Origin of the sequence: Curtobacterium sp. SP.BCp, from assembly GCF_051903255.1 — a bacterium.
Lineage (GTDB): Bacteria > Actinomycetota > Actinomycetes > Actinomycetales > Microbacteriaceae > Curtobacterium.
In genome coordinates this window covers 1690370-1714481 of sequence record NZ_CP194338.1, presented here as the reverse complement: position 1 = coordinate 1714481, position 24112 = coordinate 1690370, and the positions used below count along the sequence as shown (strand labels likewise).

The following is a 24112-nucleotide window of genomic DNA, read 5'->3' as shown; positions in this document are numbered from 1 at the left end:
CCGATGAGCGAATCCGTCAACCTCCCGGCGCTCGGCGAGAGCGTCACCGAGGGCACGGTGACCCGATGGCTGAAGAACGTCGGTGACCGGGTCGAGGTCGACGAGCCGCTGCTCGAGGTCTCGACCGACAAGGTCGACACCGAGATCCCCTCGCCCGTCGCGGGCGTCGTGGAGGAGATCCTCGTGCAGGAGGACGAGACCGTCGAGGTCGGCACCGCGCTGGTGAAGATCGGCGACGGCTCCGGCTCCTCCGACGGCGGCTCGGACGAGGGCGGCGCCGACCAGGGTGCCTCCGACCAGGGCGCACCCGAGCAGGACGCTTCCGCGCAGGGTTCCGACGAGGCCCAGGCCGACGCCACCGAGCCCGAGCCGGCCCCGAGCACTGAGCAGCAGGAGGAGCAGAAGGCTCCCGAGCCGCAGCAGGCCGAGCCCGCCCCGGGCGGCCAGACGCAGCCCGCCGCCCCGCAGGCGCCGTCCGCTCCGCCGGCCGCCGCTCCGGTGCCGCAGGCCGCTCCGGTCCCGCCGCCCGCCGCCGCTCCCCCGGCAGCCGTCCCGGCTCCTGCAGCCGCGCCGGCCCCTGCCGCCGCTCCGGCCGCCTCCGGCCAGTCGGCGTCCGTGCCGAACCCGACGCAGGACGGCTCGGCCTCCGGCTACGTCACCCCGCTCGTGCGCAAGCTCGCGAACGAGCAGGGCGTCGATCTGTCGACCGTGACCGGCTCCGGTGTCGGCGGACGCATCCGCAAGGAGGACGTCCTCGCCGCCGCAGCCGCGAAGCCCGCCGCCGGTGGCGGTCAGGCCGCAGCGGCTCCGTCCGGTCCCTTCGTCGCCGAGGTGTCGCCGCTCCGTGGCACCCGCGAGAAGATGACCCGGCTCCGCAAGGTCGTGGCCGAGCGTGCCGTGCAGTCGATGACCTCGACCGCGCAGCTCACGAGCGTCGTCGAGGTCGACGTCACGAAGGTGGCGCAGTTCCGCGACGCGCACAAGGCCGAGTTCCTCGAGAAGACCGGCTCGAAGCTCTCCTTCATGCCGTTCTTCGCCCTCGCGGCGTCGGAGGCGCTCAAGGCGCACCCGAAGATCAACTCGACGGTCGACGGCGACGAGATCGTGTACCCGGAGACCGAGAACGTCTCGATCGCGGTCGACACCGAGCGCGGTCTGCTCACCCCGGTGATCAAGGACGCTGCGTCGTTGAACCTGGCGCAGTTCTCGCAGTCGATCGCCGACCTGGCCGAGCGCACGCGCAACAACCAGCTCAAGCCGGACGAGCTCGCGGGCGGCACCTTCACGCTGACGAACACCGGTTCGCGCGGCGCGCTGTTCGACACCCCCGTGGTGTTCCTCCCGCAGTCGGCGATCCTCGGCACGGGCATCGTGACGAAGCGTCCGGCAGTCGTGAAGGTCGACGGACAGGAGGCGATCGCGATCCGTTCGTTCGTCTACCTCGCGCTGTCGTACGACCACCGCATCATCGACGGTGCGGACGCGTCGCGCTACCTCGTCGCGGTCAAGAACCGCCTCGAGGAGGGCAACTTCGCCCCGAACCTGGGCTACTGAGGCACTGCCCTCGGGCACCGCACCACAGCCCTCGGGCGCTGAGACCCGGCGCTCCGGCCCGGCTCGACGGAACGGCCCCGCTCCCCAGGGAGCGGGGCCGTTCCGCGTCCCCGACAGGACGGACCGCGCCGCGCCCGCACGTCACCCGCCGAGTGCCGTCACCGCGGCGGCCGCCAGTCCGGCCGCGACCACGACACCGACGACGACCTGTCGCACCGGCAACCGCCGTCGGCCGACCGGTACGCCGCGCTCGACGAGGTCCCGCACCCGGCCGATCGCCGCGTCGACGACGGACTGGTCCGACAGCGTCCCGGGGGCGGACGGCACCGCCTCCTCGAAGGTGAAGAGTCCCGCCGGCGGATCCCAGCGCACCGGCCGCGGAGCCCCGGCAGCCCGCACGGTCTCCAGGAGGACGTGGAGCGCGCCCGGGTCGCCGGACCGCGCCGCGACGAGAGCTGCGTCGACGCCCGGACGGCAGGGCTCCCGCGGGTCGACCCGCTCCCACACGACCCGGACGGCGAGCAGCAGCGCGGTGACGCCCTCGACGAGACCCGTGTCGGCGCTCGCCCCGGCGACGAGCGCTGCGGCACCCGTCGGCCGGTCGCAGAACACCACGGCTCCGGAGTCGTCCACCACGACGTCGTCGGGGCGCGCACGTCCGAGCAGGACCGCCCCGCGCGACGCGGCGACGGCCAGGTCGAGCAGCGGCGTGGTCAGGGTGACCGCGACGCCGACGCTGGGTGTCCCGAGACGGTCGAGCGCCGCCGCGATCGACGGGCCGGCGGGTTGCAACGTCTCGGCGACCAGGACGCCCGCGCCGCTGCGACCGACCGCGAGCACTGGTCCGAGGTGCCGCTCCGTCGCCGCTGAACGGGCAGCGACCCAGGCGAGGAAGGACTCCTCGGACGTGGCCGCCCACCAGGTCCTGCGCTCCTCGTCCGTGTCCACGCGTCGATGCTCGTACCGGCTGCACCGGCGTGGGTCTCCGCACGGACGACTGTGGAGCGACGCCGTTCGCCCACAGCCTCCTCCGAGCCGGTCTCGGAGTGCCTGCTCAGGCCGTATCCTGTGTGCATGGCACGCAGCAGTTCTTCCGACACGAAGGCGAAGGAGCCGGGTCGTCTCAAGCAGATGTACCAGGTCTTCCAGATGACCCGTCGGGCCGACCCGACGTCCGTCTGGTGGTTCGCCCTCGCGTTCCTGGTCCCCGTCGTCCTCGGCGTCCTCCTGGCACTGCTGCTGCCGGGTCAGAACTGGCTCGCGGTCCTCCTCTGGATCGTCGCGGGTGTCCTGCTCGGCGTCCTGCTCTTCCTCATCGTCCTCGGCCGCCTCGCCGAGCGCGCCGCGTACTCGCAGATCGAGGGCCAGCCCGGTGCCGTCGGCGCCGTCCTCTCGAACTCGCTCCGTCGCCAGTGGCGCTCGAGCGAGATGCCGGTGGCCGTGCACGGTCGTTCGCAGGCCGCCGTGTACCGCGCCGTCGGCACCCCCGGCGTCGTCCTCATCACCGAGGGCCAGCTCGGCAACCTCACCCGTCAGGTGGACGAGGAGCGTCGCAAGGTGCAGCGCATCGTCCCGAACGTCCCGGTGCACGTCGTGCACGTCGGTGGCGGCGACGACGCCGTCACGCTGCACAAGCTCCCCCGCGCGATGAACAAGTTCAAGAAGGCGCTCAACCGCAGCGAGGTCCTCGCGGTCGCCAACCGGCTCGACTCGCTGACGCAGAGCCCGGCCGCCGCCATCCCGAAGGGCATGGACCCGATGCGGGCACGCGCCGGCCGCCCGCGCTGATCCGCGGACCCGGTACACACGGAACGCCCCCGACCACCTCGGTCGGGGGCGTTCTGCGTGCGGGGCGCGGGACGGGTCAGCGCCGGACGAGCACGGTCCCGGCGATCCGGTCGTGTGCACCTCGGCTGTCGCGGTCGATGATGAGCGCCGGCACGACGAGGCAGAGGAGCACCGTCCGGACCACCGGACGCCACACCCCGACGTAGCCACCTCGGAGCGGCACGACACGGAGGCCGACGCAGATGTGCCCGAACGAGCCCGACAGCAGGCAGATGAACAGGACCTGCAGCGCGGCGAAGATGGCGATCTGGATCCACGAGTGCGCGATGTCGCCGGATCCGTTCACCGGCGACCAGACGCCGGTGACGTAGGCCACGAGGTCGGCGAGGGCCCCGTCGATGAGCAGTGCGACGACGCGCCGGCCGATCCGCCCGACGCTGCGCGGCCCGTCCTCCGGGAGCCCGAGGTCCTTGCCGGGCCAACCGTCGGGGTGCGGGGCGGCGGACGACGACGGGGAGGTGCTGCGGGGCATGCTCCAAGCGTAGGCGAGCGCCGCCGCGTAACACGCACGAAACAATGCAGTCACGTCCGGGAAACTCGGTGTCAATAGCCTCGTCGGAGGGTGCCGAAAGGTCCCTGCCGACATCACCCAACCCCACAGGAGATCGACACACATGTTCAGCGATTCCTCCGAGGTGCTCGCCTTCATCAAGGACACGGACGTCAAGTTCCTCGACATCCGCTTCACGGACCTCCCCGGTGTCCAGCAGCACTTCAACATCCCGGCGTCGACGGTCGACGAGGACTTCTTCTCGGTCGGACAGCTCTTCGACGGTTCGTCGATCCGCGGCTTCGCGTCGATCCACGAGTCGGACATGCAGCTCATCCCCGACGTGACGACGGCCTACATCGACCAGTTCCGCGCCGAGCGCACGCTGATCATGATCTTCGACATCTACAACCCGCGGAACGGCGAGATCTACGGCCGCGACCCGCGTCAGGTCGCCAAGAAGGCGGAGAAGTACCTCGCGTCGACGGGCATCGCGGACACCGCGTTCTTCGCCCCCGAGGCCGAGTTCTACATCTTCGACGACGTCCGCTACTCGGTCACGCAGAACAAGTCGTTCTACAGCGTCGACTCGGAGGAGGGCGCGTGGAACACCGGCCGCGAGGAAGAGGGCGGCAACCTCGCCAACAAGACCCCGTACAAGGGCGGCTACTTCCCCGTCTCCCCCGTCGACAAGACGGCTGACCTCCGCGACGACATCACCCTCAAGCTGATCGAGGCGGGCTTCGAGCTCGAGCGCTCGCACCACGAGGTGGGCACCGGCGGCCAGCAGGAGATCAACTACAAGTTCGACACGATGGTCCACGCCGCGGACGACATCCTGAAGTTCAAGTACATCGTCAAGAACACGGCGGACCAGTGGGGCAAGGTCGCCACGTTCATGCCGAAGCCGCTCTTCGGGGACAACGGCTCGGGCATGCACACCCACCAGTCGCTGTGGAACGACGGCAAGCCGCTGTTCTACGACGAGAACGGCTACGGCGGCCTCTCGGACGTCGCGCGCTGGTACATCGGCGGCATCCTGAAGCACGCTCCGGCGCTGCTCGCGTTCACGAACCCGTCGATCAACTCGTACCACCGTCTGGTCAAGGGCTTCGAGGCGCCGGTCAACCTGGTCTACTCGGCCGGCAACCGCTCCGCTGCGATCCGCATCCCGATCACGGGCACGAACCCCAAGGCCAAGCGCATCGAGTTCCGCGCGCCGGACGCCTCGGGCAACCCGTACCTCGCGTTCGCCGCGCAGCTCATGGCGGGCCTCGACGGCATCCAGAACCGCATCGAGCCGCACGAGCCGGTCGACAAGGACCTCTACGAGCTCCCGCCGGAGGAGGCCAAGGGCATCCCGCAGGTGCCGGGCTCCCTCGACGAGGCGCTCGAGGCGCTCGAGGCGGACCACGAGTTCCTCACGAAGGGCAACGTCTTCACCGAGGACCTCATCCAGACCTGGATCGACTACAAGCGTGAGAACGAGATCCTCCCGCTCGCGCAGCGCCCGCACCCGTTCGAGTACGAACTGTACTTCGGGGTCTGACGCACGACGACGAAGGCCCCCGCACCGTCAGGTGCGGGGGCCTTCCGCATGTGTGGCGACCCGGTCTGGAGGCGCGGTGCCGGTCCGGCGGACCGGCACCGCGCCTCCAGTCGGTTGCGTCCACTGCGGAAGCGACAGATGCGCGTCAGCCCGCCACGGAGATCCCGCGAAAGCGACAGTCCCGCGCGAACGTTCCGGCGCGATCTGTCGCTTTCGCGAAAGCGACAGATCGCGCCGCCGTACCGCGGCCGCGCGGGGCGCACGACGGAGCGGGGCCCGCGCCGCCCCCGGCACGGACCCCGCTCGTTGCGGTGGCAGGACTAGCGCGCCGTCGCCAGCACGTCGTTCGCCCCCGCGGCGACGCTCACGGGTGCACCCGTGACCGGGGTGGGCCGTCCCAGGGAACGGACGGTCCAACCCGCTTCGACCCAGTCCTCGACCGGGAGGCAGTTGCGCGCGTCGATCACGACGCGGCGCCCGACGACCTCGCCGAGCGACACGGGCGACGCCTCGATGATCTCGTCCCACTCGGTGAGGACCAGGACCACGTCGGCGCCCTCGATGGCGGCTTCCTTCGTGACGGCGTAGGTCAGCGTCGGGAACGAACGGCGGGCGGTCTCGTTCGCCTCCGGGTCCCACAGCGAGACCTGGGCGCCGCGGAGGTGCAGCGCCGCGGCGACGTTGAGCGCCGGGGAATCGCGGACGTCGTCGGTCAGCGGCTTGAACGCGGCCCCGATGACGGCGACGCGGCGGTTGAGCACCGATCCGCCGACGGCCTCGATCGCCATGTCGATGACCCGCTCGCGCTGGCCCATGTTGATCTCGTCGACCTGCTGCATGAGGCCGACGACCCGACCGGCGCCGAGTTCGTTCGCGCGGTGCATGAGCGCGCGGATGTCCTTCGGCAGGCATCCACCACCGAAGCCGAGGCCGGCGTTCAGGAACTTCCGGCCGATGCGGGCGTCGTGGCCGAGGGCGTCCGCGAGCGTCGACACGTCGGCACCGGTGATGGCGCACATCTCCGAGATCGCGTTGATGAACGAGATCTTGGTCGCGAGGAACGCGTTCGCGCTGACCTTGACGAGTTCCGCCGTGGCGAGGTCCGTGGTGATGACCGGGCACCCCTCGGCGATCGGTGCGGCGTAGACCTCGCGGATGACGGCGTCGGCCTCGGGCGAGGCGCCGCCCCAGACGAGCCGGTCCGGGTGCAGGGTGTCCTCGACGGCCTTGCCCTCGCGGAGGAACTCGGGGTTCCAGATGAGTTCCGCGTCGATGCCGGTGGGCGTGAACTCCCGGACGAGCTCGCGGAGGCGGGCTGCGGTGCCGACGGGGACGGTCGACTTACCGACGATGAGGCCGGGGTGCGTGAGGTGCTCGGCGACGCCGCGGGTGGCTGCCTCGACGTACGCGAGGTTCGCGGCGTGCGAGCCGGCCTTCTGCGGGGTTCCGACGCAGACGAAGTGCACGTCGGCCGCGGCGACGGCCTCGGGGAGCGACGCCGTGAACCGGAGCTTGCCGCTCGCCACGTGCTTCGTGATGAGCTCGGGCAGCCCGGGCTCGAAGAACGGGACCGCGCCGGCGGTGAGGGCGGCGAGCTTCGCGGGGTCGACGTCCACGCCGATGGTCTCGAAGCCCATCTCGGCCATGGCGGCCGCGTGGGTGGCACCGAGGTAACCGGTGCCGATGACGCTGATGACGGGTGCGGGGCGGACGTCCGACGAGGACGTCGCGGATGCGGACGGGGTCTTCTTCTGAGCGGTCACTGCTCGACCTCCTGCAGGTCGTAGTCGATGTCGGTCCGCGCGATGCCCTCTCGGAAGGTCTCGAGGCTGTCGGCGCGGGAGTTGAGTCGCCAGTCGTTGGTGGTGCGGGCACCGTCGACGATCGTGGTGGCGGTCAGGCTGAAGTAGTTGAAACCGATGACGTCGGCGTTCGCGGGGTCCGCGAGAGCGTCGAAGAGCGACGAGATCCAGCGGGACTTCTGCGAGTCGGAGACGCTGCCGCCGGTCTCGGTGGCACCGATCTCGTTGAGGACGATGCCCTTGCCCGGGGCGATCTCGCGGAGTTGGGCGAGCGTGGCACCGAAGGTGTTCTCGAACGTCGGCTGCTCGGTGGCGTCGCGGTAGTAGCCGCTCATGCCGACCCAGTCCACGTACTCCGAGCCCGGGTAGTAGTTCCGCATGTAGTCGACGGTCTGGTACTTCGGGTTGCCGAGCTTGTCGATGCGCGACGGGGACCAGTCCCAGATGGCGTACTGGTTCGCGCCGTTGTCCTGGAACACCTGCCAGACGTGCTTCCACATCGCAACGTAGGAGCCGGCCGCGTTCTGCTGCTTCGTCGACTCGGACCAGTTGTACCACTGGCCGTTCATCTCGTGGTCGAAGCGGATCACGAGGGGCATCCCGTTCGCGGCGACGTCCTTCGCGTACTTCGTGAGGTAGGCGTCGAACTTCCCGGAGAGGATGTCCTCGTTCGTGTAGCCCGGCACGTACGGCTCGTCGTTGCCGGTCTTGGCGGGCACGGACTCCCACGTCATCATCGGCAGACGGCCGTTCGCCCACGAGCGCTGGACGGCGTTCGCGTTGAAGTCCTGGTCGAAGCCCTGGAAGAAGCCGACCATGTTCGTGGCCTTGCCGACCTCCTGGGAGACCTGGTCGTACTCGGACCAGTTGAACGGCGACTGTGCGGTGTAGAGGCCGTACCACCGGGACTGCTGCCCGAGGACCTGTGCCTTGCTCGGCGCGGTGACGGGCTCGGGGCCCGGGTCGGTGGAGGGCCCGGTGTTCGGGTTCGACGCGTTGCCGCCCGAGCCGGACCCGCCGGCGGACGCGCCGGAGCCGCCAGCGGAGGCGTCGCCGCCCGACGGACCGGACCCGCCGGCCGACGTGCCCGACCCGGACCCGCCGGAGGAACCGGCCCCGTCGGAGCCGGAACCCGACCCGCTCGCGTTCGCCGAGCCTCCCGACCGACCCTTCGCGGCGCCGAGCTGCGACTGCAGCGAGGCGAGCTGTGCCTTGAGGTCGGCGATCTGGTCGCCACGCGACCCGGCCTTGGCGGTCGAGGAGTCGAGCTTGCCCTCGAGGGCCCAGATCTTCTCCTGGGCCGCGGTGAGCTTCGTCTGCAGCTCGGCGGCGGAGACCTGCTTCTTCGGCGGGGTGACGCCGAGGGCCTGGTGGACGGCGGTGGACACCGGGCCGGCCGGGGACACCCAGACCGTCCAGGTGATGAGGCCGAGGACGACCAGGATGGCGGTCGTGCCGACAGCGGTGAGTCGGGCGTGCTTGCTGGACTGGGCCCACCAGGCACCGGAGGAGCGGATGAGGTCAGACAATGAGGAACGCCTCCAGGGCGAAGATCGCGATGCCGATCAGGTACGGGATCGCGGCGTACGGGTTGTAGCGGCGGACCTTGGCCGGCTTCGCAGCCGCGCGGGTCGGCGTCGCCGAGCTGGTCGGGACCGCTGTGAGCGCGTGCTCGGGCGAGCGTCGGGTCGCGAGCACGGTCGCGGTCGAGTTGGTGGTCGCGTCCGCGCCGTCGTCGAAGTCGGTCCGGCGGGTGCTGGCGCCGGCGCCGAAGATCTCGTCGAACGCCCGGTCGGCCGCGGCCTGGTCGTCGGGGTACCGGAGTGCGTCGACCGGGCTGACCGGGGTCTGCGCCGCGAGCTCCTGCGGCTGCGCGGGGTCCTCCTCCATCGGCCCGCCGGCGTAGGCACCCGCCCGGGTCCCCCAGCCGGACGCGTGCGCGAGGCGGAAGAAGCCGATGAGGCGGATCGGCATGAGGAAGAACGTCGACACGATGATGAACATCGGCAGGCGGAAGAAGTCGCTCGGCTTCTCGGAGAGGTGCCGGATCTGCCGGATCGCCATGCTCAGCACGCTCGACACGACCATGAGGGCCGCCACGTACACGAACCCGGTCGAGAAGCCGTACTGCTGCAGGATGCCCTGGTAGAGGTTCTCGCCCTGACCGGTCACCGCGCGGTAGATCCAGCCGGCGATGACGCCGAACAGCATGAACGGCAGGATGATGTCGGTCACGAAGAACAGCGCGAGGACCGGCGCGTGGCCGATCATCCACGGGAGCATCCGCAGCGTGTTGTACTGCGATCCGCGGGCCCAGCGGAGCTGCTGCTTGAAGAGCTTCTTCACCTGGAGCGGGGCGTCCGTGTAGACCAGCGACGTGTACTGGTAGACGGTCCGGTACCCCTCCTTGAGCGTGAGGTTCGTCAGCGTGCGGTCGTCCGAGACCTCGAGGAAGACGCCCATGAACTTCTCGTGCATGAACTTGTCCATGACGCGCACGAGGATGTTCCGGCGGAACGCGATCGTCCGGCCGGGGAGGCAGCCGATCTGCCCGAGGACGCTCTGCGCGGGCATCGAGTAGAGCGCGCGCGAGTTCTCCAGCCAGTCCGCCCAGCGGGTGATCCAGCTGCGGGTCGGCTCGAGGATGCGCTGCCGGGTGGTCACGCCGCCGACGGACTCGTCCGCGAACGGCTTGAGGAGCTCGGACAGCGTGCCGGGGGTCCACACGGTGTCGGAGTCGACGAGGATCGTGATGTCGCCGGTCGACATCTCGGTGCCGACCTTGACGGCGTTGCGCTTGCCCGGGATCGGCGTGTGGGTCCAGCGGACGAGCGGGGCGAACTCGTCGCACACCCCCTCGAGCGCTTCGTTCCGGGCGCCGTTGATGACGACGATGATCTCGCCGGGCTGCTGTTCGACCATGCGGCCGATGACGTCCCGGAAGAGGTCGAGCGGCTCGTCCACGACGGGGACGACGACGCTGGTGGTACCGGTGTAGGTGCCGGTGAAGGGGCGGTAGCGGGCGGACAGGACGACCTTGAGCAGCCAGAGCAACCAGATCACCGCGGAGTACACGGCGAACAGGTAGAACTCGGGGTGCCCTTCGACCATCTGCCGGATCTGCAGAATGAAGGTGAACATCGATCCCTGCTTCAACGTTCGAGGTGGGGATTCCGCTTCATCGAGGAACCAGTGGTCGGTTCGGGTGGAGCCATTGATGCAGAAACGTGACACCCCTCGCAACACGGCCCCCGTCCGGGGGTGTTACGAGCGCGTTACGGGGTACACGGTTGTCCGCCTCGGGGCGGACGAGCGTTGTCCCCACCAGTGCTGACAGCAATGCGGTGGACCGCTCCGCGTGACCGTCGCGTGCTCGCAGGGTCGGCGGCCGGCCGGGAGGCGCGTGCCGACTCAGGCGGAAATCCCCGATCAGCAGGGGGTTGTGTGGCGACCTGCCGCACCGTCGACCGTCACCCTGATGGTTGTAGACACGACCACAGCCGGCGGCTCGTCGTGTGGGAGCGGTCCCATCTGCGGGGTACAGGCGCGGCGACAGTGGGGGACGGTTCCGGACACGTGGAATTCACTTTCGACGACGCGTCATCTCCGGACCGGACGCGTCACCCCGGGCGTGTCGAGGCGCGCTGGGCGGCGGCGGAGCGCGGCGGGCGTCGGGGTGCGCGGCGCGCAGCGCGCGCGAGTTGCGTTCGCACAACCAAAGGCGGCTCGCGCCGCGGGGAACCCCGGTTCGCGGCGTCTTCGGTTGTGCGGCGGCGCGGCGCTCGGCGGCGCGGTGGACGTGACCGGGCGACGGACGGGAGGCGCGGGGCGGCCCCGCCACAGGCCTCCCGTCCGCCCTGGCGCACGCCGGCGCTCACGCGGCGCGAGCTACCGTCGCACAACCAAAGGCGGCTCGCGCCGCGGGGAACCCCGGTTCGCGGCGTCTTCGGTTGTGCGGCGGCGCGGTGGACGGCGGCGCGGTGGACGTGACCGGGCGACGGACGGGAGGCGCGGGGCGGCCCCGCCACAGGCCTCCCGTCCGCCCTGGCGCACGCCGGCGCTCACGCGGCGCGAGCTGCGTCCGCACAACCACAGGCGGCTCGCACCGCGGGGAACCGTGGTTCGCGGCGTCTTCGGTTGTGCGCCGGCGCTGCGACCGGGGTCAGGCGCCGTAGAACGCCCGCTCGAACACCTGACGGGCGCGCCGCGTGACCCCGAGGTAGTCCTCCTCGAGCCGCGTCGCCGAGCCCGGCGGGTACTCCATGAGCCGCGCCATCCCCTCGAGCTGGATGCGGTCGACGGGCAGCACGTCCGTGGTCTTCCCGGACCACAGCACGAGGGCGCTGCGGGCCCGGGAGGCGAACCGCCACGCGGCACCGAGCCGCTCGGCGTCGTCCGCCGCGACGAGTCCGGCCTCGGTCGCGGCCGCCAGGGCCTCGAGCGTCGAGGTCGTCCGGAGGCCCGGAACCGTGAGCGCGTGCTGGAGCTGCAGGAGCTGTACGAACCACTCCACGTCGCTCAGCGAGCCACGGCCGAGCTTGAGGTGCCGAGCGGGGTCCGCGCCACGCGGCAGCCGTTCGGACTCGACACGGGCCTTGATGCGGCGGACCTCGCGGACGGCGTGGTCGTCGATGCGCTCCGGGTAACGGGTGCGGTCGGCCAGGTGCTCGAAGTCACGGAGCAGCCCCGCGTCGCCCACGGCACCACGGGCACGGAGCAGCGCCTGCGCCTCCCACGTCAGGGACCAGCGGGCGTAGTAGGCGGCGTAGGAGTCGAGCGTGCGGACGAGCGGTCCGTTCTTCCCCTCGGGTCGCAGGTCCACGTCGAGTTCGAACGGGTGGATGGCGTCCTCGGTCAGCCGGCCGAGCTCGCGCACGATCGCCTGCGCCGCCCGGGAAGCGACCTCGGACTCAGTTCCCTCCGCCACGCGGTACACGTAGAGGACGTCCGCGTCGGAGCCGAAGCCGAGCTCCCGACCGCCGTACCGGCCCATCCCGACGATGCCGAACTCGAGCCCCTCCGGCGCGTTCCGCCGGGCGAGCGTGAGTGCGCCGGCGAGGGTGGCCTCGGTGACGTCGGTCAGGGCAGGTCCGAGGGCGTCGACGTCGAGCCACCCGAGCACCGCAGCCATGCCGAGCCGCAGGGTCTCCCGACGTCGAGCCGACCGCACGAGGGCAGCCGAGCCGTCGACGTCGTCCCCGTGCCGGGCCGTGGTCGCGGTCATCTCGGCGAGCAGCGAGTCGATCGGCCTCGGCCGCAGGAGGGACTCGGGCTCGTCGAGCCACGCGACGGCCTCGGGGAAGCGTTCGAGCAGACCGGACAGGAACGCCGACTCGGACAGCACCGTGGTGAGCGAGTGTGCCGCCCCCGAGGAGTCACGGAGCATCCGGAGGAACCAGCTCGACTCCCCCAGGGTGTCGCTGAGCCGCCGGAACGCCAGCAGCGCCCGGTCCGGCGCCGGCCCCTCGGCCATCCACCGCAGGAGCACCGGGAGCAGGTTCCGCTGGATCGTCGCTCGTCGGCTCGTGCCCTGCGTGAGGGCACGGATGTGGCCGAGCGCTCCCGCCGGGTCCGCGAAGCCGATCGCGCCGAGGCGGTCGGCCGCCTGGTCGCTGGTCAGGACGATGTCGCCGTCGGTCGCAGCGACCGCCGACAGCAGCGGACGGTAGAACAGCCGCTCGTGGAGGCCACGTACCTCGAGCTTGACCGACCGCCAGCGTGTCTCCAGCGCGGCCGCCGATGTCGCGAAGCCGCTCGCCCGCGCGAGGACGCGCAGCTCCTCTTCGTCGGAGGGCATCAGGTGCGTGCGCTGCAGCCGCCGGAGCTGGATGCGGTGCTCGAGCACGCGGAGCAGGGCGTAGTCCGGGCCGAAGCGTGCGGCCTCGGGCCGGCCGACGTACCCGGCGGCGGTGAGGGCCTCCATCGCGTCGAGGGTCGAGCGTTCGCGGACGCTCTCGTCGTCGCGGCCGTGCACGAGCTGCAGCAGCTGGACCGTGAACTCGACGTCCCGCAGCCCGCCGGGCCCGAGCTTGAGCTGACGGTCCACCTCGGCGTCGGGGATGTGCTCGGTGACGCGCTCCCGCATCCGCTGCACGGACTCGACGAACCCTGGACGGGTGGCGGAGTTCCACACGAAGGGGGCGACGGCGTCGGCGTAGCGCTGCCCGAGGTCCGCGGAGCCGGCGATCGGCCGCGCCTTGAGGAGCGCCTGGAACTCCCACTCCTTCGCCCAGCGCTGGTAGTAGGCAACGTGCGAGTCGAGCGTCCGGACGAGCGCGCCGTCCTTGCCCTCCGGTCGGAGGTTCGCGTCGACCTCCCACAGCGCGGGCTCGGCGGCGAGGTCGGTGATCGCGTGGGTCGCGGCCACGGCGAGACGGGTGGCGATGAGCACCGCACGATCGGTGCCGACGCCGGTGTCGGCCTCGTCGTCGCGCGTCGGTTCGGTCACGAAGATCACGTCGACGTCGCTGACGTAGTTGAGCTCGCGTGCGCCGGCCTTGCCCATCGCGATGACCGCGAGCGGGGTCGCCGCGACGTCCGCGGCCGGGAACGGCACCTCGCGCCGGGCGATGTCGACCGCGGCCTCGAGCGCCGCCCCCGCGAGGTCGGCGAGCCCGGCAGCCACGGCGGGGAACGCCTCGGTCGGGGCCTCGTGCAGGACATCGAAGAGGGCGATGTGCGCGAGGTGCCGCCGGTAGCGCACGCGGAGCCGGAGCCGGGCGTCCTCACCGGTGGCTCCGTCGACGGCGTCGAGCAGCGAGGCGGTGTAGGCCTCCTGCGTCCACGGGGGCGTCACGGGGTCGAACAGCAACGCGAGCTCGGCGGGACGACGGTGGAGGAACTCACCGAGCCCGACCGATGCCCCGAGCAGCCGGACCAGGCGCTCGGCCGCGGCACCGTCGGCGAGGACGGCACCGAGTTCCTCGGACGCGCGCTCCGACAGGCGTTCGAGCAGTCGGAGGGCGCCGTCCGGGTCTGCCGTCGCACCCCACACGGCGGCCGGGTCGAACCCGGCCGGGCCCGCGGGAGCGGCCCCGCCGCCGACCGCGGCAGACCCGTTCCCCGCCTGGGGCAGGACCGGGCCGAACCGTGCCTCCAGGCCGGTGGTCCGCTCGAGGGCGGCGATCCGTTCGAGGCTCTCCGAGAGCTCGGCGAAGCCGAGCCTGGCGAGCTCGGACCGTGACGTCTTCGTCCGACCGGTCATGTGCGCTGGACTACAGGGCGCCGAGGTTCGTGTCGAGCTCGAACGGCGTCACCTGGTCGCGGTAGGCCTTCCACTCCTGCCGCTTGTTGAGCAGCACGAAGTTGAAGACCTGCTCGCCGAGGGTCTCCGCCACGAGCTCGGAGTCCTCCATGAGGCCGAGCGCGTGGTCGAGGCTCGCCGGGAGCTGCTTGTACCCGAGCGCGCGACGCTCCGAGTCCGAGAGGCTCCAGACGTTGTCCTCGGCCTCGGCGGGGAGCTCGTAGCCTTCGTCGATGCCCTTGAGCCCCGCCGCGAGGAGCAGCGAGTACGCCAGGTACGGGTTCGCCGCCGAGTCGATACCGCGGTACTCGATGCGCGCGGACTGGCCCTTGTTCGGCTTGTACAGCGGGACGCGGACGAGGGCGGAGCGGTTGTTGTGCCCCCACGTCACGAACGACGGGGCCTCGTCACCGCCCCAGAGGCGCTTGTACGAGTTCACGAACTGGTTCGTGACCGCGGTGATCTCGGGCGCGTGGCGGAGGACGCCCGCGATGAAGTGCTTCGCGGTCTCGGAGAGCTGGTACTGGCCGCCGGCCTCGTAGAAGGCGTTCTGGTCACCCTCGAAGAGCGACACGTGCGTGTGCATGCCCGACCCCGGCTGGCCGGAGATCGGCTTCGGCATGAACGTGGCGTAGACGCCCTGCTCGATCGCGACCTCCTTCACGACGGTACGGAAGGTCATGATGTTGTCCGCCATCGTCAGTGCGTCGGCGTAGCGGAGGTCGATCTCGTTCTGGCCGGGGCCGGCCTCGTGGTGGGAGAACTCCACCGAGATGCCGAGGTCTTCGAGCATCCGGACCGAGCGGCGGCGGAAGTCGTGTGCGCTGCCGCCCGGGACGTTGTCGAAGTAGCCGGCCTGGTCGACGGGCTGCGGGCCGCCGTCCTTCCAGTCGCGGCTCTTGAGGAGGTAGAACTCGATCTCCGGGTGCGTGTAGAACGTGAACCCGCGCTCGCTCGCCTTCGCCAGCGTCCGCTTGAGGACGTTGCGCGGGTCGGCGACGGCGGGCTGCCCGTCCGGCGTCGTGATGTCGCAGAACATCCGCGCGGTCGGGTCGATCTCGCCGCGCCACGGGAGGATCTGGAACGTCGAGGGGTCCGGGTGCGCGAGCACGTCGGCCTCGTAGCTGCGGGTCAGGCCCTCGATCGCGGAGCCGTCGAAGCCGATGCCCTCGGCGAAGGCACCCTCGACCTCGGCCGGCGCGATCGCGACCGACTTGAGCGTCCCGATGACGTCGGTGAACCAGAGTCGGATGAACTTGATGCCGCGCTCCTCGATGGTGCGGAGCACGAAGTCCGTCTGCTTGTCCATTGACGCCCTTTCCGTGGAGCAGCTGGGATGCTCAGCCTATTGGTTCCCGGGTCAGTCTTCGTCGTCCCACCGCTCGTTGTTCGCCTTGATGCGGTCGAGGGCGTGCTGCGCCTCCTCACGCGTGTCGAACGGGCCGATGCGGTCGCGCTGCGGGGACTGCGGGCCCTGCTCCACCTCGTGCGTCTTCTCGTTGAACCACCACTGGGACTCGATGCGTTCGTCGCTCATGCCGCCACCGTACCCACGGGCGGGCGGCGGGGGTCGGAGTGGGGCGTTGCGTGGCGCGCGGGCTGCGCGGTTGCGGCGAGATCTGTCGCCCCCGCGGTGCGCCCCGCGCCCGACGCGACCGCCTGGAGGCCCGGTGCCGGCCCGCCGGGCGGCCTGCGGGCCTCCAGGCGGTCACCGTGCACCGCGTCGGCACCCGCGCGTCCTCGCCCGCGCACCGCGTCGGCACCCGCGCGTCCTCGCCCGCGCGCCCGGATAGAGTGGTCGGCATGCCCCGGGACGCACACGGACACCTGACCGCCGGCCGGATCTCCCCGCAGCGACCCGTCCCCAAGGACATCGAGCGGCCCGAGTACGTCGGCCGCGCCGAGCCCGACGAGCACGGCCACGGTGACACGTACACCGCCGAGGAGGTCGAGCGGATCCGGACCGCCGGACGCATCGCGTCGCAGGCGATCGACGCCGTCGGCGCAGCGATCCGTCCGGGCGTCACCACCGACGAGCTCGACCGGATCGGCCACGAGTTCGTCGTGTCGCACGGCGCCTACCCCTCGACGCTCGGCTACCGCGGGTACCCGAAGTCGCTGTGCTCGAGCCTCAACGAGGTCATCTGCCACGGGATCCCGGACGACACCGTGCTGCAGGAGGGCGACCTCGTCAACATCGACATCACCGCCTACAAGGACGGGATGCACGGCGACACGAACCGGACGTTCCTCGTCGGCGAGGCCGCCCCGGAGGTGCAGGACCTCGTCACCCGCACCGAGGAAGCCCTCCGCCGCGGAATCAAGGCCGTCGCTCCCGGGCGGCAGGTCAACGTCATCGGCCGCGCGATCGAGGCGTACGCGAAGCGCTTCGGCTACGGCGTCGTCCGCGACTACACCGGGCACGGGGTCGGACGGGCGTTCCACTCCGGGCTGATCATCCCCCACTACGACGCGCCCCACTACGACACCGTCATCGAGGAGGGCATGGTGTTCACGATCGAGCCGATGCTGACCCTCGGCGGGATCGAGGCGGACATCTGGTCGGACGACTGGACCGTCTCCACGCGCGACAAGTCGTGGACCGCGCAGTCCGAGCACACCCTCGTCGTCACCGAGCGCGGCGCCGAGCTCCTCACCGTCTCCTGACAGCCCCTGACCTCCCTACCGAAAGGCTCCTCATGACCACCCTCGCAGTCGGCGTCGACATCGGCGGTACGGGCATCAAGGGCGCGATCGTCGACGTCGCCACCGGCGAACTCCAGACCGACCGGATCAAGAAGGCCACGCCCGAGGGCGGCAAGCCGCACGACATCGTCGCGGTGGCGAAGTCGATCCTCGACGAGCTCGCGCCGGCAGCGGACGTCCCGGTGGGCGTGTGCTTCCCGGCGATCGTCCGCGACGGCAAGACCATGTCGGCGGCGAACGTGTCGAAGAAGTGGATCGGCTTCGAGGCCGAGGCGCTCTTCGAGAAGGAGCTCGGGCGGTCGATCCACTTCGTCAACGACGCCGACGCCGCCGGGTTCGCGGAGCAGCAGTTCGGCGCGGCGAAGGGCAAGGACGGCCTCGTCGTCGTCACGACCCTGGGCACCGGGATCGGCACGGCGCTCATCAACGACGGCGTGCTCATCGTGAACTCCGAGCTGGGGCACCTCGAGATCGACGGGCACGACGCCGAGACGAAGGCCTCGTTCGCCGCGAAGGAGCGGGACGACCTGTCCTGGAAGCACTGGGCGAAGCGCCTGCAGAAGTACTACTCGACGCTCGAGGCGCTGCTCTCCCCCGAGCTCTTCGTCGTGGGCGGCGGCGTGTCGAAGCACCACGAGGAGTTCCTGCCGCTGCTCGACCTGCAGGCGGGCATCATCCCCGCGACGCTCCGCAACAACGCGGGGATCATCGGCGCGGCGACGCTCGCTGCCCGGTCGCAGCCGCAGCAGTAGCGGCGGCAGCAGACACGCCAGCCGAACCGCGAAAGCGACATCGAACCACCCGCGCGGTCTGGTTCGATGTCGCCTTCGCGGTTCGGAGGGCGAGCGCACCGCTGGACGCTGTGCGGGCGCGTCCACGGGTGAACTCGACACTGCGAACGGGTCGCCGGTGTGGACGCTGTACGGGCGCGTCCACCGGTACACTCGACACTGCGAACGGGTCGGTGAGACGGTCGCGTCACTCCCCCGGGAGTGCCGAGGAACGTCCGGGCTCCACAGAGCAGGGCGGTGGGTAACACCCACCCGGAGCAATCCGCGAGACAGTGCCACAGAAAGCAGACCGCCGGCGGCGACGTCGGTAAGGGTGAAACGGTGGTGTAAGAGACCACCAGGGGTCCGGGTGACCGGATCCGCTCGGTAAACCTCGCCCGGAGCAAGGTCAGACAGAGGACGTCGAGGCTGCTCGCCGAGTCCTCGGGTAGACCGCTGGAGGCCGACGGCAACGTCGGTCCGAGAGAGATGGCCGTCACCGCGAGAGCGGGACAGAACCCGGCGTACGGCCGGCCCGTTCGCACAGACGGGAGGCCCGGTGCCAGCTGGCACCGGGCCTCCCGTCGTTCCGGTGGCCGGGTCTACAGCCCCGACTCGGGCGTGCGCACGAGGATCGCGTCGCTGTCCGGGCAGAGCACGACGTCGTCCGGCGCCGCCGCACGGATCGTCTGCAGGTCGGAGTTCGTCAGGGTCACGCCGGAGGCCGTCGACACGCCACCCTGCAGGAGCGACGCGCCGAAGCCGTACCGGGCGCGCTGCCGGTCGTACAGCGCCAGGAGGTCCGCCGGCACCTTCGCGGCGACGTCCGCGCGGGACTGCACGGCGGAGGTCCGGTCGGCCTCGAGCCGAGCGATCTCGGTGTCCCGCTCGGAGACGAGTCCGGCGCGCGCGGCGTCCGCGTCGGCGAGTTGCGCCTCGATGTCCCCGACGCGGGCGCGGAGGCCGTCGAGCTGCTCCATGACCTCGAGTTCGCTCGTCTCGAGGTCGCCGATGCGCCGCTGCAGCGAGTCGAGTTCGCTCTGCAGGCCTGCGGCGTCCTTCGCGTTCGCGACGTTCTGCAGGAGCGTGGTGTCGCGCTCGACCCGTGCCTGCGCGATCGCCGTGTCCGACTCGAGGCGTGCGAGTTCACGCTCGGCGTCCTCGACGAGGCCGGTCGCCGCGGCGAGTTCGCCACGGAGCTTCGCCGCCTTCGTGCTGAGCTCGGTGAGCTGGTCGCCCTTGCGGAGCGCGGTGATGCGGTGCTCGATGCGGGTCACGTCGTTGTCGAGTCGCTGGACTTCGAGGAGGATGGCCTGGTCCTCGGGTGCTGCCTTCACGGTCAGGCTCCTTCTGCTTCGGTGGTGGGTCCGGCCGCGGCCCCGTCGGGCCCGGCAGCCGGCAGGACGGCGAAGTCCCACGGGTCGGTCCGGAGGTCGCTCACGGTCACCCGGACCCCCGCGGCGGCGGCGAGCTCCGACGCGGCGACGTCGAACCAGAGCCACTCGGTGGCCCAGTGGGACGTGTCGATGAGCGCGGGGCCCAGGGCGAGCTGTGCCTGCTCGCGGAACTCGGACGCCGGGTGGTGACGAAGGTCGCTCGTGACGTAGACGTCGGCGCCGAGGACGGCGGGGTGCCCGAGCAGCGAATCGCCCGCGCCGGCGCAGAGCGCGACGGTCCGGACCGGGTCGTCGTACCCGCCGGACACGCGGACGCCCGTAGCGGTCCCCGGCAGGAGGTCGACGAGGGTCCGGGCGAGGGCGCCGAGCGTGGTGGGCTCAGCGAGCGTGCCGACGCGACCGATCCCCGTCGCGGGGTCGGCTCCGGGGTCGATCGGTCGTTGGTCGGTCAGACCGAGGCGGTCGGCGAGCACGGCGGACGTGCCGGTGGTCACGACGTCGGCGTTGGTGTGGACGGCCAGGAGTCCGGCGCCACCGCGGACGAGGGTCGCGAGGACGGCACCCTTGTACGTCGACTCGGCGATGGTCGTGACACCGCGGAGCAGCAGCGGGTGGTGCGTCAGGAGCAGGTCTGCCCCGAGCGCCACGGTCTCCGCGGCGGTCGCGGGGACGGCGTCGACGGCGAGGTGCACGTGCTGCACGTCGGCATCCGGATCGCCGGCGACGAGGCCGACCGCGTCCCACGACTCCGCCCCGGCGGACGGCCACAGCTGCTCGACGACGTCCTGGATCTCGCGGAGCTTCGGCATCCCGTCAGTCTACCGAGCCGACCACACGCACCACGTCGGTCGTGCGGCCCGGGCGATCCGTGCCTCCAGGCCGCACTTCAGGCGCGTCCGAGCACCCGCAGGATGCGGGCGACGAGCCGCTGCCACCAGCCGGTGTGCTGTTCCTGCTCGCGCTCCTGCGGAGCGGCTTCCGCCGTCGGCTCCGCGTCGACCGGGCGAGCCGCCTCGGGGAGCACGACCGGCGTGCTCGCGGTGGCGCCGACGTGCGCGGTGAGCGCGGCGGCGAACGCCTGGCGGTCGATGACGGTGGGTCCGGTGGCGGGCTGGACGAGCGGCGTCGGTCGCGTGTTCGCGGACACCGGCGTGACGGCCAGGAGGCCCGGTGCGGGTCGGACGGGTTCGTCGCGGTCGGCGACGGGTTCCGGTGCACGCTCGGGCTCGACCAGTGCCGGGGTCGCGGTCGGCGCTGCGACGGTCGCGACCGTGGTCGCGGCCGCCGGTACGGGTCCGGCGACGGTGCGGACCGGGGCGGTCGCCGCGCGGCGGGCTGCGGCGCGCTCGCGGCGGTCCGCCTCGACGGCGGCATCGGAGAGGAGGTCGGCGAAGACCGTGCGGGCGAATGCACGGGCGGCGCGCACCTCGGGGTCGTCGAGGTCGGCGACGGTGGCCTCCCACGCGGCGAGGCGCGCGAGGTCCTCGTCACGGCGGCGGACCTCGTCCTCGAGCAGGACGATGCGTTCGATCGTGGGCCGTCCGGTGGCGGGGTCGACCTCGATCGCGAGGTCCTCGATGCGGAGGGCGAGGCGCGCCGGGGGCTCCGGGAACGACGGGGCGCACGCAGCGTGGCGGGCGCGGTCGCGCGGGCGGCGGAAGGCCTCGGCGGCGGTGTCGGGGGCCGCGACGGCGGTGTCGTCAGCGTCGGTGCACTCGTCGCTGTGGTCGATCGCCGGCTCGGCGGTCGGGGTGGTCAGCGTCGCGGCGTCCGGTCGCTGCACGGGACCGGTGACCGGCGGGACGACGAGGTCCGCCAGGTACGGTGCGCGCGTGGCCGGGGCGTCACGGAGCCACTCCTCGAGCTCGCGACCGAAGGGGTCGACGAGGGGGGTGCGTGCACCGGACTGCGTCTCCATGCCCGAACCGTAAATATCGGAGGCGGAGAACCGTGGGAGATCCGCGGAGTGTCGCGAGATCCGCTGCCATGTCACCCGGACGTGAGCGGCGTGTCGCGCCGGACGGCCCGGTGCGGCCTCAGTCCGGTCGGTCGATCGTCCCGAGCAGGGCCCGTCCGGCCTCCCATTCACCGACGCCGGCGGCGACGTTGACGTGCTGCGCCGCGCCGATCCGGTGGACCGTCGCGCCGAGCGTCGAGGCGAACGCGAGTGCCCGGTCGGCTGCGCAGTACGGGTCGTCGTCGCTGACGACGAGGTGCACGTTGCCGAACACGGAGCGGTGCGCCGGTGCCGTGAACCCGCTTGCCTCCGGGGGGAAGCCGGGTGCCTCCGGGTCCGGCGGTGCGACGAGGAGCGCTCCCGCGACGGGGGCGGCACCGCCGGTGCGTCGCTCGCGGTCGCCGCGCGCGGGATCGGAGAGCCACCGTGCGGCGGCGAGGACGCCGAGACTGTGCGCGACGAGGACCGGCGGCCCGTCCGCCGGGTCGAGTGACGCGACCGCGGACGTGATCGCCGCCTGCCAGTCCTCGGGGTCCGGGTGGGACCACGACGCCGGAGCGATCCGGACCACCCGTCCGTCCGCGGCCTCGCGGTCCGCCTGCCACCGGGACTGCCAGTGTTCGGGGTCGGAGTTCCAGATGCCGGGCACGATCACCCACGGTCGCGGTCGCTGCACGGGAGCAGCGTAGCGGTCGGGTCGGCACGGGGCAGATGGGCCGGTCGGCCGCGTCGGGTCGACACTGGCGTCGTCCAGCAGGTCCGGCCGGGGACGGCCGTCTGCGTCAGCACTGGAGTCCGTCTGCGTCAGCGCTGGAGGGTGCCGCGCGTCAGCGCTGCAGGGTGTCGCGCAGGCACTCCCGCGTCAGCGCTGCAGGGTGTCGCGCGGGTACTCGCCGAAACGCCGGGCGTAGGCGGCGCTGAACCGACCGAGGTGCGCGAAGCCCCAGCGCACGGCGACGGACGCCACGGTCGTCTCGCCGGGGCGGCCGCGCTCCAGTTCGTCGTGGATCCGGTCGAGTCGGATGCCGCGCAGCATCGCGTTCGGCGCCGTGCCGACCTGGCGTTGGAACGCCTGCTGGAGCCCGCGCACGCTGAGACCCACCCGCTCGGCGACGTCCGTCGTGGTGATCGGGGTGTGCGCCGACGCGTGCATGTACTCGATGGCGGTGCGCACCCGTCCGGTCGCGCCCTGGGGCAGGAGCACCTCTGGAGCGAGGACCGTGTGCGGGAAGGTGCGGAGGAGGACGTGCGCGGTCTCGCGAGTGGTCTCCGCCAGGGCGAGGCCCGAGAGCGGTGCCGGCCCGAGGACGATGCGGGCGGCGCGCTGCACGTGCGCGTTCCAGGCCCGGAGGTCCGCAGGGTCCGGGGTCCGCGCGTGGTCGAACACGAGCGGCCCCGGCTGGACCCCGTGCACCTCGGCGGCGACGCCCTCGAGGTACGCGCGGTCGAACTGCACGAGGCTCTGACGGAGGTCGGCGAGGTCGAACACGAAGGGCCGCCCGGACGGGAACATCATCGGCGTCCGCGGTCCGAAGGCCACCTCGTCGCGATCGATGTCGACGCGGCCGCCGCCCTCCGCGGTCCACATCACGACGTACTCGTCCCGAACTTCGACCTCGCCGCGCATCCGCCCGTCGAAGCGGGTGGACCGGAAGGTCATCGTGTCGTCACCGACGACCTTGAAGCGGTACCCGAACACCCGGTCGGTCCGGTCGGCAGCGAACCCCGCGCCCTCGTAAGCGTCCTGGTACATCCGGACGGCCTCGTCCGGATCGGTGCCGGACACGTCGAAGGTCGACCGGGGATCGCGGTCGGCCCGTGCGTCTGCGGCGGCGGCGGTGCTCATCGTCCGAAGCGTCGCACGACGGGTCGCGCATCGGGCAATCGGTGTCCGCTCCGTGCGGGAAACGGCCCGACGAGTGCGGTCCGTGGATCAGTCGAGCGAGCCTCAGTCGTGCCGGGCGCGCTGGAGCGACCAGCGGTTCCGTTCGTCCACCCGGTCGTAGCGGAGGTCGTCGACGACCATCTTCACCAGCGCGAGCCCACGCCCGCTCTCGGCGAGGTCGTCCGGCAGCTCGGCCGCCCCCGGGTCGACGCCTGCCGGGGCCCCGTCGTCGCTCACCACGGCGGCGTACCCGTCGGACGAGCACGAGAGGTCCACCCGGCACGCGAGCTGCCGCCCGCGGCCCGCGTGCTCGATCACGTTCGACGTCAGCTCGACGAGCGCGAGTTCGAGCGCCATCCGATCCTCGGCGGACACCGACGGCTCAGCCTGCCACACGCGCGCCAGGAACTCGTGCACCGCGGTGACGTCGTCCGGCGGGCAGTCCAACTCGACGCGGTGCGCGCCGGTCGCGGTGGTCACAGCCAGTCGGACACCGCGGCGTCCCCGTTGGGGTACGTCCGCAGGATCTTGTCGATGTTGCTCAGCTTGAGGACCATCTGCACCTGCTCCGACGGTGCGGCGATGCGGAGGTCTCCCCCGGCCTGGCGTGCGGTCTTGAGCGACCCGACCAGGGCGCCGAGGCCCGAGGAGTCCATGAAGTCGACCCCGGACAGCTCGACCGCGAGGTTCGCGCGCCCGCCTCCGACGACCTCGGCCACCCGCTCGCGGAAGGCCGGAGCGGAGACCATGTTGAGTCGGCCGCTGCACTCCAGGACGGCTGTGTTCGCTGATGCCTCGTGTACGACGATGTCCATCCGGTGCGCTCCCCTTCGGTTCGTGCTCGCAACCTACCGCGTCGAACCTACCGGGCAACCCGGGTCGTGCGTCGCCACCGGCACGGCGCGTGGGCA

At 71.7% G+C, this 24112-nt stretch carries 20 protein-coding genes and 1 other RNA gene; 6 read left to right on the top strand and 15 right to left on the bottom strand.

Translation table 11 applies throughout. The features are described from left to right. Window positions 1–3 precede the first annotated feature (3 nt). Complete coding sequence (sucB, locus tag ACRQ4C_RS08295; protein ID WP_439690801.1) at window positions 4–1554, top strand: 2-oxoglutarate dehydrogenase, E2 component, dihydrolipoamide succinyltransferase; 1551 nt, start codon at window positions 4–6, stop codon at window positions 1552–1554. 141 nt (window positions 1555–1695) lie between these two features. On the opposite strand, the gene ACRQ4C_RS08290 is transcribed toward sucB, so the two are convergent. Continuing rightward, window positions 1696–2502 (bottom strand): hypothetical protein, encoded by an 807-nt coding sequence (locus ACRQ4C_RS08290; protein ID WP_439690800.1) that lies wholly within the window; start codon window positions 2500–2502, stop codon window positions 1696–1698. 126 nt (window positions 2503–2628) lie between these two features. Between ACRQ4C_RS08290 and ACRQ4C_RS08285 the strand changes: the two genes are divergently transcribed. After that, window positions 2629–3342 carry a DUF4191 family protein gene (locus ACRQ4C_RS08285; protein WP_290131903.1) on the top strand — a complete coding sequence of 238 codons (714 nt, stop codon included), beginning with the start codon at window positions 2629–2631 and terminating at the stop codon, window positions 3340–3342. Between the two features lie 76 nt (window positions 3343–3418). Here ACRQ4C_RS08285 and ACRQ4C_RS08280 read toward each other — a convergent pair whose 3' ends face one another. Continuing rightward, entirely contained in the window at window positions 3419–3874 is a 456-nt protein-coding gene (locus ACRQ4C_RS08280) for an RDD family protein (RefSeq protein WP_290131904.1), read from the bottom strand. Between the two features lie 142 nt (window positions 3875–4016). Here ACRQ4C_RS08280 and glnA (ACRQ4C_RS08275) point away from each other — a divergent pair, with 142 nt between their 5' ends. After that, window positions 4017–5441: a type I glutamate--ammonia ligase gene (gene glnA / locus ACRQ4C_RS08275; protein ID WP_058724294.1), complete on the top strand. Its 1425-nt coding sequence runs from the start codon at window positions 4017–4019 to the stop codon at window positions 5439–5441. Between the two features lie 320 nt (window positions 5442–5761). On the opposite strand, the gene ACRQ4C_RS08270 is transcribed toward glnA (ACRQ4C_RS08275), so the two are convergent. The 6 genes from ACRQ4C_RS08270 to ACRQ4C_RS08245 form a co-directional block, all read right to left on the bottom strand. After that, window positions 5762–7204 (bottom strand): UDP-glucose dehydrogenase family protein, encoded by a 1443-nt coding sequence (locus tag ACRQ4C_RS08270; protein WP_439690799.1) that lies wholly within the window; start codon window positions 7202–7204, stop codon window positions 5762–5764. Beyond that, a complete protein-coding gene (locus tag ACRQ4C_RS08265) occupies window positions 7201–8772 on the bottom strand; it encodes a glycosyl hydrolase (RefSeq protein ID WP_439690798.1) in 1572 nt (523 codons plus the stop codon). Before ACRQ4C_RS08265 ends, ACRQ4C_RS08270 begins: the two co-directional genes overlap by 4 nt. Then, window positions 8765–10384 (bottom strand): glycosyltransferase family 2 protein, encoded by a 1620-nt coding sequence (locus ACRQ4C_RS08260; protein ID WP_439690797.1) that lies wholly within the window; start codon window positions 10382–10384, stop codon window positions 8765–8767. Before ACRQ4C_RS08260 ends, ACRQ4C_RS08265 begins: the two co-directional genes overlap by 8 nt. Before the next feature lie 1021 nt (window positions 10385–11405). After that, complete coding sequence (locus tag ACRQ4C_RS08255) at window positions 11406–14447, bottom strand: bifunctional [glutamine synthetase] adenylyltransferase/[glutamine synthetase]-adenylyl-L-tyrosine phosphorylase (RefSeq protein WP_439690796.1); 3042 nt, start codon at window positions 14445–14447, stop codon at window positions 11406–11408. A 10-nt stretch (window positions 14448–14457) separates the two neighbouring features. Continuing rightward, window positions 14458–15795: a type I glutamate--ammonia ligase gene (glnA, locus tag ACRQ4C_RS08250; protein WP_290131909.1), complete on the bottom strand. Its 1338-nt coding sequence runs from the start codon at window positions 15793–15795 to the stop codon at window positions 14458–14460. 51 nt (window positions 15796–15846) lie between these two features. Further along, window positions 15847–16023 (bottom strand): SPOR domain-containing protein, encoded by a 177-nt coding sequence (locus tag ACRQ4C_RS08245; RefSeq protein ID WP_152997990.1) that lies wholly within the window; start codon window positions 16021–16023, stop codon window positions 15847–15849. Window positions 16024–16289: 266 nt separating this feature from the next. On the opposite strand from ACRQ4C_RS08245, the gene map reads away from it, so the two are divergent. The 3 genes from map (at window position 16290) to rnpB (ending at window position 18504) form a co-directional block, all read left to right on the top strand. Continuing rightward, a complete protein-coding gene (gene map / locus ACRQ4C_RS08240; protein ID WP_439690795.1) occupies window positions 16290–17153 on the top strand; it encodes a type I methionyl aminopeptidase in 864 nt (287 codons plus the stop codon). Between the two features lie 32 nt (window positions 17154–17185). Beyond that, on the top strand, window positions 17186–17944 hold the full coding sequence (gene ppgK, locus ACRQ4C_RS08235; RefSeq protein WP_290131911.1) for a polyphosphate--glucose phosphotransferase: 759 nt from the start codon (window positions 17186–17188) through the stop codon (window positions 17942–17944). Between the two features lie 205 nt (window positions 17945–18149). After that, an RNA gene (gene rnpB / locus ACRQ4C_RS08230) (RNase P RNA component class A) lies at window positions 18150–18504 on the top strand. A gap of 60 nt (window positions 18505–18564) precedes the next feature. On the opposite strand, the gene ACRQ4C_RS08225 is transcribed toward rnpB, so the two are convergent. From ACRQ4C_RS08225 to ACRQ4C_RS08195, 7 genes are all read right to left on the bottom strand, one after another. Further along, entirely contained in the window at window positions 18565–19299 is a 735-nt protein-coding gene (locus ACRQ4C_RS08225) for a zinc ribbon domain-containing protein (protein WP_439690794.1), read from the bottom strand. Between the two features lie 2 nt (window positions 19300–19301). Next, window positions 19302–20168, bottom strand: a complete 867-nt coding sequence (locus ACRQ4C_RS08220) for a Nif3-like dinuclear metal center hexameric protein (RefSeq protein WP_439690793.1) — start codon at window positions 20166–20168, stop codon at window positions 19302–19304. Window positions 20169–20245: 77 nt separating this feature from the next. Then, on the bottom strand, window positions 20246–21277 hold the full coding sequence (locus ACRQ4C_RS08215) for a hypothetical protein (RefSeq protein ID WP_439690792.1): 1032 nt from the start codon (window positions 21275–21277) through the stop codon (window positions 20246–20248). 118 nt (window positions 21278–21395) lie between these two features. After that, on the bottom strand, window positions 21396–21992 hold the full coding sequence (locus ACRQ4C_RS08210; protein WP_439690791.1) for an RBBP9/YdeN family alpha/beta hydrolase: 597 nt from the start codon (window positions 21990–21992) through the stop codon (window positions 21396–21398). A 186-nt stretch (window positions 21993–22178) separates the two neighbouring features. Next, the gene (locus tag ACRQ4C_RS08205; RefSeq protein WP_290131916.1) at window positions 22179–23162 is read right to left on the bottom strand and encodes a helix-turn-helix transcriptional regulator; all 984 of its coding nucleotides are present in this window, start codon (window positions 23160–23162) and stop codon (window positions 22179–22181) included. A 102-nt stretch (window positions 23163–23264) separates the two neighbouring features. Then, window positions 23265–23681 (bottom strand): ATP-binding protein, encoded by a 417-nt coding sequence (locus tag ACRQ4C_RS08200; protein ID WP_290131917.1) that lies wholly within the window; start codon window positions 23679–23681, stop codon window positions 23265–23267. Further along, window positions 23678–24016 (bottom strand): STAS domain-containing protein, encoded by a 339-nt coding sequence (locus ACRQ4C_RS08195; protein WP_058726050.1) that lies wholly within the window; start codon window positions 24014–24016, stop codon window positions 23678–23680. The genes ACRQ4C_RS08200 and ACRQ4C_RS08195 overlap by 4 nt, the downstream gene beginning before the upstream one ends. Window positions 24017–24112 lie beyond the last annotated feature (96 nt).

What these genes read in the sequence shown, in the direction of transcription:
- ACRQ4C_RS08215 (WP_439690792.1), bottom strand. Translation starts at nt 21,277, where the DNA reads ATGGAGACGCAGTCCGGTGCACGCACCCCCCTCGTCGACCCCTTCGGT.
- ACRQ4C_RS08280 (WP_290131904.1), bottom strand. Translation starts at nt 3,874, where the DNA reads ATGCCCCGCAGCACCTCCCCGTCGTCGTCCGCCGCCCCGCACCCCGAC.
- glnA (WP_058724294.1), top strand. Translation starts at nt 4,017, where the DNA reads ATGTTCAGCGATTCCTCCGAGGTGCTCGCCTTCATCAAGGACACGGAC.
- map (WP_439690795.1), top strand. Translation starts at nt 16,290, where the DNA reads ATGCCCCGGGACGCACACGGACACCTGACCGCCGGCCGGATCTCCCCG.
- sucB (WP_439690801.1), top strand. Translation starts at nt 4, where the DNA reads ATGAGCGAATCCGTCAACCTCCCGGCGCTCGGCGAGAGCGTCACCGAG.
- glnA (WP_290131909.1), bottom strand. Translation starts at nt 15,795, where the DNA reads ATGGACAAGCAGACGGACTTCGTGCTCCGCACCATCGAGGAGCGCGGC.
- ACRQ4C_RS08285 (WP_290131903.1), top strand. Translation starts at nt 2,629, where the DNA reads ATGGCACGCAGCAGTTCTTCCGACACGAAGGCGAAGGAGCCGGGTCGT.
- ACRQ4C_RS08195 (WP_058726050.1), bottom strand. Translation starts at nt 24,016, where the DNA reads ATGGACATCGTCGTACACGAGGCATCAGCGAACACAGCCGTCCTGGAG.
- ACRQ4C_RS08260 (WP_439690797.1), bottom strand. Translation starts at nt 10,384, where the DNA reads ATGTTCACCTTCATTCTGCAGATCCGGCAGATGGTCGAAGGGCACCCC.
- ACRQ4C_RS08220 (WP_439690793.1), bottom strand. Translation starts at nt 20,168, where the DNA reads ATGCCGAAGCTCCGCGAGATCCAGGACGTCGTCGAGCAGCTGTGGCCG.
- ppgK (WP_290131911.1), top strand. Translation starts at nt 17,186, where the DNA reads ATGACCACCCTCGCAGTCGGCGTCGACATCGGCGGTACGGGCATCAAG.
- ACRQ4C_RS08255 (WP_439690796.1), bottom strand. Translation starts at nt 14,447, where the DNA reads ATGACCGGTCGGACGAAGACGTCACGGTCCGAGCTCGCCAGGCTCGGC.
- ACRQ4C_RS08205 (WP_290131916.1), bottom strand. Translation starts at nt 23,162, where the DNA reads ATGAGCACCGCCGCCGCCGCAGACGCACGGGCCGACCGCGATCCCCGG.
- ACRQ4C_RS08245 (WP_152997990.1), bottom strand. Translation starts at nt 16,023, where the DNA reads ATGAGCGACGAACGCATCGAGTCCCAGTGGTGGTTCAACGAGAAGACG.